The organism is Kordiimonas sp., assembly GCF_048260245.1.
In the GTDB taxonomy this organism is placed as follows: domain Bacteria; phylum Pseudomonadota; class Alphaproteobacteria; order Sphingomonadales; family Kordiimonadaceae; genus Kordiimonas.
Genome location: NZ_JBLXGZ010000041.1, coordinates 21,982 through 30,577, shown reverse-complemented (window position 1 = coordinate 30,577; position 8,596 = coordinate 21,982). Strand labels below are relative to the sequence as shown.

Genomic DNA, 8,596 nt, shown 5'->3' with positions numbered 1-8,596 from the left:
CGAGAACTTTCGTGATCGCCGCCGTCAGCGTCGTCTTACCATGGTCAACGTGACCAATAGTACCAACGTTGCAGTGCGGCTTGTTCCGTTCAAATTTTGCTTTTGCCATTGCCCGTATACCTTTGCAAGCAATCACGCCCGAGCTCTCGGCTATGGGGCGAGCTTATCTTTAAACCTCGCAGCAACCCACCCTGGACTGCTACACGACGACATATGCCCGAGAAGGACGTATTGGAGCGGGTGAAGGGAATCGAACCCTCGTCGTAAGCTTGGAAGGCTTCTGCTCTACCATTGAGCTACACCCGCACAACGAAACTCGCGGGACCCAAGCGGCTCCTCTCGAACACAACAAGCCTTCCAAGGCAAAAGCCCAACGGGCTTCGGTCGAGGAAGGATAAGTGGTGGAGGGGACAGGATTCGAACCTGTGAAGCCGAAGGCGTCAGATTTACAGTCTGATGGGTTTGACCGCTCCCCAACCCCTCCACATATATCATTTATAGACCGCCAGCCGAGCAAGCCCGAACCAGCGTCGCGGTGAGGCCGCAATATGCGCATATCTGATAGCATGTCAACATCAAGTTCGGAACATTGCCCATTTTTTTCAAACTGCTTTATAAGGGAGACGGTTTCGCGTATGTGACGGGCAAGTGGCGCTGCAATAGCCGCGCCTGCGATACATAAACAACACCCATTGAGGGCTCATGAAAAAAGCAGGTAACAACCGCCCCAATCGGCCGTCAGGCAAAGCCGTCGGAAAAGCTGTCTCCCGGCCTCAGGGAGACCGCCCCGGCCAACGCTCAGCGGGCCACCGCGGCTCGAACGCGCGCACTGGTGGCGGGGGCAAGAACCGCCAGGATCACCCCGGTGAAGGCCGCACTGCCAAGCCGCTCAGCCCGCGCAGCCGTGACGGTTTTTTTCTGTTTGGCCGACATGCTGTGGAGGCCGCGCTCAAAAACCCGGCGCGGGAATGTGTGCGCCTGATCGGGCTTGATAAAACCCTGACAACAGAGCTGACATCCATTCGGCCCGGTTTGAAAACCGAGCGACTGGATGATGACGCTGCGCTGCGCGCCACAGTGCCGCCTGATTCTCCGCATCAGGGCGTCCTGCTTGAAGTACGCCCCCTGCCCGGCCACGACATCAGCACGCTTGCGCCCGTGGCGGACGAGAAGAACATCATTCTGATGCTGGATCAGGTCACCGACCCGCACAATGTAGGGGCCTGCATACGCTCCGCCGCCGCGCTGGGCGCACGGGCTCTGATCACACAGGACCGTAACAGCCCCAGCGAAAGCGGCACCCTGGCGCGAGCATCATCGGGCGGGCTTGAGAGCCTGCCTTGGCTTCGGGTCGCCAACCTCAGCCAGACACTGGATAGCCTGCGTGAAATGGGGTACTGGCATGTGGGACTTGACGGCCACACCGACACCTCCCTGCGTGATGTTAAGCTGGGCGACAATCTGGTGATCGTGATGGGTTCGGAAGGCAAAGGGCTGAGGCCACTTGTGCGCAAGCACTGTGACGCCATCGTCAAGATACCGATGACCAGCCGGGTTGAAAGCCTGAATGTCTCCAACGCTGCGGCGATCGCACTTTACGAACTGACGCAGGACTGAGATGACAACAGCCGCCGACATTATCGCCCGCCTTGAACTCGAGCCCCACCCTGAGGGCGGTTATTATCGCCGCACCTATCAACACGCGGACGGCGCAAACGGCCGCGGTCACGGCACCGCCATATACTATCTGCTTGAGGGCAAAACTGCCGCACTGTGGCATCGCACAGACGGCGACGAACTGTGGCACTGGTATGCAGGCGCCCCGCTCACGCTGAAAATTGCCGACACGTCTGATGTGATTACAGCCCATCTTCTCGGCAACGACCTTGCTGCTGGCGCACGGCCTCAGGTTCTGGTCCCCGGCAATCACTGGCAACACGCTGCCAGCAACGGCGACTGGACCCTGTGCGGCTGTACCGTTTGCCCTGGCTTTGATTTCGCGAGCTATGAACTGGCCGACGCGGACTGGTACCCGGGCAAGAGATAACAGGCGGCGCCACACTGAGCGCCACCAAAATGCACCAAACAGGGTACAGTTTTAAGCCGCTGGTTCCTTAATATGGCTTGGTGCCAGCGCATTGCTGTCGTCAAAGGTGCGGAACAGTTCCCACTTGATACCAAATGGATCTTCCGACCATGCCTTGTTCGATTTGGCGTAACAGCAACTCACATGACCGTCGAGACGTACCGGCGCATCAACGCCAGACAACCGCTCGCCTACTGCGGTAATATCTTCGTCAGACTGCACTTCTATGCCCAGGTGGCCAATGCCGTTGCCCTCATTGCCGCAAGCGGTGGACTTGGACACCGCAAAATTGACCGCGAGGTCTTCAGGCGCCCATTTCGCATAATCATCCCTGACCTTCACCGGCTCCGCGCCAAACATCGCAGAATAATACGTGATCGCCGCTTCAAGATCAGCCACTCCCATATGAACGTGCAATCTTTTCATTTTTCTCTCCTTCAACTGTCACAACAGGGCGCTGCGTTTTGTGCGTCGCTACCCCTACCAACCACTTCGTCCTTGTCGCCACCATGGGCCGGCGTCTCCTGCGCACAGCAGTCTGCCAGCAAAAAGGCCATCAGCTCATCCATCGCCGCGAAGTTTGGCGTGTAAATGACCAACCGGGCCTCACGACGCGACATCAGCAGGCCGACCTGCTCCATCTGCGCAAGATGCCGCGACAGGGTCGTTCCGTTAACGGCAAGACTGTCTGCAATGCGGCCGGCGGGAAGGCCGTCACGCCCGTGTTGAACCAGCAGGCGAAAAACCCTCATCCGGGTATCCTGCGCCAACGCGCCCAACACCAGTATCGCTTCATTTATTTTCATATTTGCACATATATACAAATACCGTGCGATTTCAAGTTCAATTTGACATCCGGCCGCACAATGCAGACAGACATGCAAAGGCCTGGCTTCGCAGCGGCAAAACCGCTGCTTCATCCCCCCATCTCCCGCACCACCACCGCAGGACTGGCGAGCAAATGCTTGGGAACAGTATCAGATATTTCATAATTTCAACTGTCACCGCGTTCGGCCACCCCTCCCGTGGCGGTGCTCGCATGCGGCACAGTTTTGTGCTAGAATGTTTCTGCTCTCAACTGAAGGTCAAGCGTGCATGATAGTGCTCACATGCTGCACGCATTTGGCACAAAATTGCGGATTCCCTACACATACACTGCACACATCCACCTGATTTCTGCACACATAATCACCCTCGGGCCCGGCCAATAAAAAACGGGCCGCCCGGAGGCAGCCCGCGTTATTATCGTTATGGATCAACGCACTAGATGGCGCGTTTTCTCATTTCCACTGCGCCCCACAGGAATCCGCCGGCGATAACAAGCCCCAACCAGAAGTTCAGGTTGCTCAGGCTGTAGCTCAGGCTCTGCCAGTGTGTGCCGTTGATCAGTGCCATCAGCAGGTCCCGCGGGCCGTCGAAATCATCGCTCATTCCGCGGAACGCACCATCCTGCCAGCCACCGAGATGTATCGCGACCCAGCGCGCTATAATGCTGGTATCAAGGAACATTTCCTCAACAACCATCAGGACAAAAGGCGGCAGGATCGCCCACAAAAACGGCATCCGCGCGGCATAGGAGGAGACAAACAACACCCAGGCCAAAATTGGCAACGCCCACAAAACCCAGATAAAATAGTGCGATATCATGGTGAACCAACTGGTGATCATCAGACCCAGCGGCCACAAATCAAGCACCGGCCCGCCCTGAAAAATCATCAGGATACTCAGGAACACGGCAATGACGAGCTGCGCGGCGATTGCCACACCAAGGAAGGTGAGCGGTGCCACCACAAGCGGAGCAAAAAACTTGGCCAGCACTTCCTGCCAGTCAGAAACCGGCATGGATTTCCAGAACAGGATCGAGCGGTCGCGGCGTTCTTCATAGAGCGCGCCCAAGAGCGCAAAGAAAATTACAAACGGCAAGGCGACCCAGGCCAGAATACTCATCGCCCAGTACCCAATTGTAACGGCTGCGGGAAATTCATTCGGCTCACGCGCAGCTGCTTTGTTCATGGCATCGGCGAGGTTCTCGATCCCCTCATGCTCCATGCCGTCAAAATACAGCATATTGCCAAAACCAAGGCTTGAGAGCACCACCAGCGCAACCGTAAGGCCCGCCAGAATAACCGGCACCCAGAAATACCCGTTTTTACCATCCAGTACTTCGCGTTTCACAAGGGCTACAGATGTTTTCATTGCCCTTCTCCTGTCATTGTCGCCACGAAAATATCAGCAAGCCCAAGGCGGCGCGTTTCGCCCAGTTTGGCGAGCTTTTCGCGGTTGATATCTTTATAGACGCACGTTGTTTTGCCGAAGGTGGTTCCCTTCGTCATCGGCCCAAGGGCCATGGCTTCTTCTTCCTTGCCTGGTGCGACCATGACCTCGATAAACTTCTGGGTCAGTTCGTCCATATCAGCCTCAAGCACGATCTCACCGTCTTTGATGAACATCACGTCAGAGAGGATGTGTTCTACCTCTTCCACCTGATGAGTGGTGATAATGACGGTGCGCTGCTCGTCAAAATATTCTTCAAGCAGACTTTGGTAGAACTGTTTGCGGAAGATGATATCAAGGCCCAGCGTCGGCTCGTCAAGCACGAGAAGCTTGGCATCAATCGACATCACCACCGCCAGGTGCAACTGCACGGTCATACCCTTTGAAAGCGCACGAACCTTGCGCTCCAGCGGCACCTTGGTACGCGAAAGAAAGTGCATCGCTTTGGCGCGGTCAAATTTTGGATGCACGGATTCCACATAATCCAGCACCTCAACCGCCTTCATCCATTTGGGCAGCGTGGCAACATCCGAGATAAAGCAGATATCCTGCATAAGTGCTGGGCGCTCGCGGGACGGATCACGCCCCATGACCCGAAGCTCGCCTTCATAGGAAGAAAGCCCGAGCACTGCATTGAGCAAAGTGGTTTTACCCGCGCCATTGGCCCCAATAACACCCACAATACGGCCAAGCGGTATGGTGAATGTCGCGCCCTTGAGGGCCGTGAAATTACCGAAGTTCTTGGCCAAACCTCTGGCCTCCACCACGGGAGCGTTATATGTCTGTTCTGTCATTCTTGCCTCCCTTAATGGTTGGTGCCGCTTTTCAGCAGCTCTTCAGCGTCGAGACCAAGGCGGCGGATAGTCTCCAGCACGCGTGGCCATTCTTCATTAATGAAACGGGTGCGCTCGGCTTCCATGAGCCGATCACGTGCACCACCGACAACGAACATTCCCAGTCCGCGCTTTTTTTCAACCAATCCGTCCATAACCAGCTCCTGATAGGCTTTTGAGGCAGTGATGGGATTTATTTGCAAATCCACAGCAACGTTACGCACAGATGGAAGCGCTTCTCCCTCGCGAAGAGAGCCTTCCATGATCGCGGTAACGACCTTTTCCTTCAGTTGCCGGTAGATCGGCTGGTCATCCGTCCAATCCGGCGTCATATGCTCATCCTTTTAGGCAAAATTTGCAAATGAGGCGCTTGACTGGCCGAAAGGCACAGCGACACGACCTGCTTCACGCGCCAGGCGGCGGGTGCGACGGTGGGACCGTTTTGAATGATGGTAAGAACGTAGTGACATTGTCTTCTCCTCGCTGTTTTTTGTTTTGTTTATAGCAGACGCCTGTTCATCAGGCCCTTGGTCATTCAGTGCTGTCGTCGTATCGTGTCTTTGACGCTTGTTTTATTATCAGAGCCTCAGGGGCCGGTTGGCATCTTTGGCCTTTTACCGGCCCCCTGCTCTTTTCCTCGCTGTCGTGACGGGTCTCTCGCGTATTGTTATGGTCTCGCTCTCGTCACTCGGGCTGGTATTTTTTACCTTATGCCCTCACCGGTGTTTCCTCGCTGTACCCTCTTCACTTATTCCGCCGTGCTTGGATTTGGCGTCGTGTCTGTTTGGGCGTCTTATCGTTCCGGTGTATTAGTTATGTATAACACCATATCGGCCTTGACAAGAGGCCGAATAAAGAAAATGGAGAGAATAATCATAAGATATTGATTTCATTGGAAACATTATTGACGAGAGAATAATAGATCCCCTCAAGGTGACCTTGATGACGTGTTAAAGCCGTGTCGAATCCCGGTATGATGGCGCAGTCACACCTAATTTCATCCGGCTTGTGGTGGCGTTATTCGCGATCCCTATACACAAGCTGAAGAGGCGGTCTTAAATGGGCTACATGTCCAAGTGAAAACTCGGTTGCGAGATGGAGAGTTACCACGAACAGATCAGTATGGACAAAATGTTTGTGTCCCCCGCGTTCGACCCAAAGCATAGGTGTCTTACTTCTATATTCTCTCTCGATCCCGGCATCCAAGGCCTCTGTGTGGACTACATCATCCTCCGAGTACACCTTGATTTCATCAGGACGGAAACCTGAAGGCCCTCGGATTTCGACGTGTTTTACGCCGTTGGCAAGATCCTTGATCAAACGAAAAGGAAAGCAGCGTTTACATACGTGCTGCTGCAAGGCACCCAAGTTGCCCTTCATTCCTCCGCTATCCCTATTCACGTAGTCTAGGGTATGAAATAGAGCTATCGCCGTAAGAAGCGCAAACCGCACGCTTGTAGGGTCTCGTTCGAAATCTTCATAGGTAGGCAGAACAATTTGGGAAAAATATTCACGCGCATTCATGTTTGAGCCCGCTTAGTTCGTTAGACGTTATCCACTTTTGACGCGTCGATGTTAGCACGGCAAGCTCGATGGGGGTAAGCTCCTAGGAATTGGCCAGTTTCAGTGCCAGTTCTTTTGCAGCCTTGTGGGCACTTGCGACAGACCGTCTGTGCCGGTCGTCGTTAAATTCTTGATACTCTGCATTGATCTCGTGGAATGTTTCAACGCCCAAATAATGACTCAATGTCCGCACATGAGGGCCGAGGTGGTTCATTCTTTCGCGGCAACCACCTACTCCAAACCCAAATTCACCGCTGGACGTGATCAACACCAGTATTTTGCCAGACATAGTAGGCTCTAGCGGAAAATCCCCGCGCGCCAGATCAAAGGAGAATGTTTTGTGGATACGAATTACCTGATCAAACCAGGCTTTTAAGGATGCTGGCATACCGTAGTTATACATCGATGATGACATGACAATGATGTCAGCCTGCTCCAACTCACTGATCAATGTATCTGACAAGGAAAGCAAGTCCTTTTGTTCGTCAGTTTTGGCGTCATCTGGCGTAAAAACAGCGGCAATCCAGTCTTGGCTGATAAAGGCAGGCGGGTTCACGCCCACATCCCTGTGGATGATTTTATCTTGATCATTGATTGCTTGCCATGTCTCTATAAAAGAGGCTGCGATCGATTTTGAAATAGAGTTGTATGCTGGCACCGAATTGGTGGTTTCTCTAGCGCTCGCTTCTAAATGCAACAAGGTCTTCATATATCTTCCCTCTTGTAGGCTCCGTTATCGGTTGCGTAAAACATTGCGATTGAAGGGGTGTTTGACAAATGATGGCTTCCCACGTATAGATGAAAAATTATCATCTATACGGGATCCAAAAAATGTACCCGAAGCTACCATCCCTTAACATTCTCAGAACCTTTGATGCTGCCGCAAGACTGAAAAGCTTCAAGAAAGCAGCTGAAGAACTGCATGTCACGCCAACGGCGGTTTCTCACCAAATCAAGACATTGGAGGAAGGTCTTGAAACGCTCTTGTTCGAGCGCCAGACCAGAGCTGTGAAGCTGACCAGAGAAGGGGAATTACTTTCAGACACCACATTCAGCGTCTTTCGGCAGCTTACATATACCGTCAATGAAATCGTCGATTCAAAACAGATACTGACTATTAGTACGACATCTTCTTTTGCTTCGATGTGGCTGGTGCCAAACCTAGATACGTTTTACGATGCACATCCTGGCATCAATGTCTCCATTCAGACCGGAGAACAAAAAGTTGATGTCCTGCGCGATCGTCGCGTTGACCTTGCGATCAGGTATGGGCAGTACGACCCGGCGCAGCCCCATACATCCAAACTCGTCACTGAAAAGTTTGGACTGTATGCTGCGCCAACATACCTTGATAAAGTCACCACTCTGGAGGAGGCTCAACTTCTAGAGACCGAGTGGGTGAACAAATCGTTGCCATCTATTACCTGGGAAGCGCTAATCAAGAAAAGCCACCCTGACAACACTGTACGACGGTTTGACCAGGAACATCACGTCATTCAGGCGGCTTTAGCGGGTCAGGGAATTGCCCTTGCAAGCTCTATACTGGTCAGAAACGCTCTGAAATATCAGTGGCTTGTCCCATTTTCCAACGATACATTACCGGGTGAAATTGAAGGTTTGACATATTACCTTGTCGTGCCTCCCCATAATCAGCGCAACAAGAACGTCGCGGCCTTTACTGAATGGTTGTCTTCAGAAATCCAGAAAAGCCTCGCCTGACAGAATTTGGGGATATTTCTTTTGAGATAGCCCTAATGGATCTGTGAAAATTTGAAAGCCGGATAGTCGGAAATTTGACTTGGCATGGGCACTTTAGAGAAAACTGAAACGCCTCCGCTGA

10 protein-coding genes and 2 tRNA genes are annotated in these 8,596 nt (G+C 53.1%); 3 read left to right on the top strand and 9 right to left on the bottom strand.

Going from position 1 to position 8,596, the window contains the following annotated elements:
• The 3 genes from ACN0VM_RS16100 to ACN0VM_RS16090 form a co-directional block, all read right to left on the bottom strand.
• A partial coding sequence (locus ACN0VM_RS16100; RefSeq protein WP_417451918.1) for a GTP-binding protein occupies window positions 1–109 on the bottom strand: 109 nt, incomplete at its 3' end.
• A gap of 123 nt (window positions 110–232) precedes the next feature.
• A tRNA-Gly gene (locus ACN0VM_RS16095) sits at window positions 233–306 on the bottom strand.
• Window positions 307–399: 93 nt separating this feature from the next.
• Window positions 400–484 (bottom strand) — tRNA-Tyr (locus ACN0VM_RS16090).
• A 218-nt stretch (window positions 485–702) separates the two neighbouring features.
• Between ACN0VM_RS16090 and rlmB the strand changes: the two genes are divergently transcribed.
• Window positions 703–1,617 (top strand): 23S rRNA (guanosine(2251)-2'-O)-methyltransferase RlmB, encoded by a 915-nt coding sequence (gene rlmB, locus ACN0VM_RS16085; protein WP_417451916.1) that lies wholly within the window; start codon window positions 703–705, stop codon window positions 1,615–1,617.
• Window position 1,618: 1 nt separating this feature from the next.
• A complete protein-coding gene (locus ACN0VM_RS16080) occupies window positions 1,619–2,047 on the top strand; it encodes a cupin domain-containing protein (protein ID WP_417451915.1) in 429 nt (142 codons plus the stop codon).
• Window positions 2,048–2,098: 51 nt separating this feature from the next.
• On the opposite strand, the gene ACN0VM_RS16075 is transcribed toward ACN0VM_RS16080, so the two are convergent.
• From ACN0VM_RS16075 to ACN0VM_RS16050, 6 genes are all read right to left on the bottom strand, one after another.
• On the bottom strand, window positions 2,099–2,512 hold the full coding sequence (locus tag ACN0VM_RS16075; RefSeq protein WP_417451914.1) for a VOC family protein: 414 nt from the start codon (window positions 2,510–2,512) through the stop codon (window positions 2,099–2,101).
• Window positions 2,513–2,523: 11 nt separating this feature from the next.
• Entirely contained in the window at window positions 2,524–2,892 is a 369-nt protein-coding gene (locus tag ACN0VM_RS16070) for an ArsR/SmtB family transcription factor (RefSeq protein ID WP_417451913.1), read from the bottom strand.
• Between the two features lie 457 nt (window positions 2,893–3,349).
• Complete coding sequence (locus tag ACN0VM_RS16065) at window positions 3,350–4,282, bottom strand: hypothetical protein (protein WP_417451912.1); 933 nt, start codon at window positions 4,280–4,282, stop codon at window positions 3,350–3,352.
• Window positions 4,279–5,154, bottom strand: a complete 876-nt coding sequence (locus ACN0VM_RS16060) for an ABC transporter ATP-binding protein (RefSeq protein WP_417451911.1) — start codon at window positions 5,152–5,154, stop codon at window positions 4,279–4,281. Before ACN0VM_RS16060 ends, ACN0VM_RS16065 begins: the two co-directional genes overlap by 4 nt.
• An 11-nt stretch (window positions 5,155–5,165) precedes the next feature.
• Entirely contained in the window at window positions 5,166–5,525 is a 360-nt protein-coding gene (locus ACN0VM_RS16055; protein WP_417451910.1) for a GntR family transcriptional regulator, read from the bottom strand.
• A 1,274-nt stretch (window positions 5,526–6,799) separates the two neighbouring features.
• The gene (locus tag ACN0VM_RS16050; RefSeq protein ID WP_417451909.1) at window positions 6,800–7,465 is read right to left on the bottom strand and encodes an FMN-dependent NADH-azoreductase; all 666 of its coding nucleotides are present in this window, start codon (window positions 7,463–7,465) and stop codon (window positions 6,800–6,802) included.
• Between the two features lie 122 nt (window positions 7,466–7,587).
• Here ACN0VM_RS16050 and ACN0VM_RS16045 point away from each other — a divergent pair, with 122 nt between their 5' ends.
• On the top strand, window positions 7,588–8,475 hold the full coding sequence (locus ACN0VM_RS16045; RefSeq protein ID WP_417451908.1) for a LysR substrate-binding domain-containing protein: 888 nt from the start codon (window positions 7,588–7,590) through the stop codon (window positions 8,473–8,475).
• The last annotated feature ends 121 nt before the right edge of the window (window positions 8,476–8,596 follow it).

Excerpts from the sequence above, each read along its gene's own strand:
- ACN0VM_RS16055 (WP_417451910.1), bottom strand. The coding sequence starts at position 5,525 with ATGACGCCGGATTGGACGGATGACCAGCCGATCTACCGGCAACTGAAG.
- ACN0VM_RS16045 (WP_417451908.1), top strand. The coding sequence starts at position 7,588 with ATGTACCCGAAGCTACCATCCCTTAACATTCTCAGAACCTTTGATGCT.
- ACN0VM_RS16050 (WP_417451909.1), bottom strand. The coding sequence starts at position 7,465 with ATGAAGACCTTGTTGCATTTAGAAGCGAGCGCTAGAGAAACCACCAAT.
- ACN0VM_RS16075 (WP_417451914.1), bottom strand. The coding sequence starts at position 2,512 with ATGAAAAGATTGCACGTTCATATGGGAGTGGCTGATCTTGAAGCGGCG.
- rlmB (WP_417451916.1), top strand. The coding sequence starts at position 703 with ATGAAAAAAGCAGGTAACAACCGCCCCAATCGGCCGTCAGGCAAAGCC.
- ACN0VM_RS16065 (WP_417451912.1), bottom strand. The coding sequence starts at position 4,282 with ATGAAAACATCTGTAGCCCTTGTGAAACGCGAAGTACTGGATGGTAAA.
- ACN0VM_RS16070 (WP_417451913.1), bottom strand. The coding sequence starts at position 2,892 with ATGAAAATAAATGAAGCGATACTGGTGTTGGGCGCGTTGGCGCAGGAT.
- ACN0VM_RS16060 (WP_417451911.1), bottom strand. The coding sequence starts at position 5,154 with ATGACAGAACAGACATATAACGCTCCCGTGGTGGAGGCCAGAGGTTTG.
- ACN0VM_RS16080 (WP_417451915.1), top strand. The coding sequence starts at position 1,619 with ATGACAACAGCCGCCGACATTATCGCCCGCCTTGAACTCGAGCCCCAC.